Raw genomic sequence first — 352 nt, 5'->3', positions numbered from 1 at the left:
CGCACTCAAAGTCAAGCCCCAATCGCCGGGCTGGGCACGTCATGACCGGTTGCCCAGTTCCGCACTGCCTTAAGAACTGCTCGGCTTCGCCATCGCTTGATAGCCGTGCGGGGCTCGCCTTCGGCTTTACCTCGAGCAGGCGCCAGCCATTGCGCGCGAGCTGATTGGCGCGCGTTCGGGTGGCGTGTGGAGCAGGTTGCGTCTCGGCCTGCGGGCCGGGTCCAGCCATGCAGGCGCATAGAACACCGGGATACCGGCCGCCAGTTTCACTTCCCATTCACTGTGGTGATGACGGCAGAGGAGCACCGCGTTGTCGACAGAGGTCTCGCCGCCGTCTGCCCAGTGGTGGATG

At 65.1% G+C, this 352-nt stretch carries 1 pseudogene; it reads right to left on the bottom strand.

The window, feature by feature from the left end:
- Nucleotides 1-126: 126 nt before the first annotated feature.
- Nucleotides 127-352: pseudogene (locus UK23_RS54325) on the bottom strand (hypothetical protein); the annotation flags it as partial.

It is taken from the genome of Lentzea aerocolonigenes (assembly GCF_000955955.1).
GTDB lineage: Bacteria > Actinomycetota > Actinomycetes > Mycobacteriales > Pseudonocardiaceae > Lentzea > Lentzea aerocolonigenes_A.
Note: the sequence above shows the minus strand (reverse complement) of the source record. Positions and strands in the feature narration are given on the sequence as shown.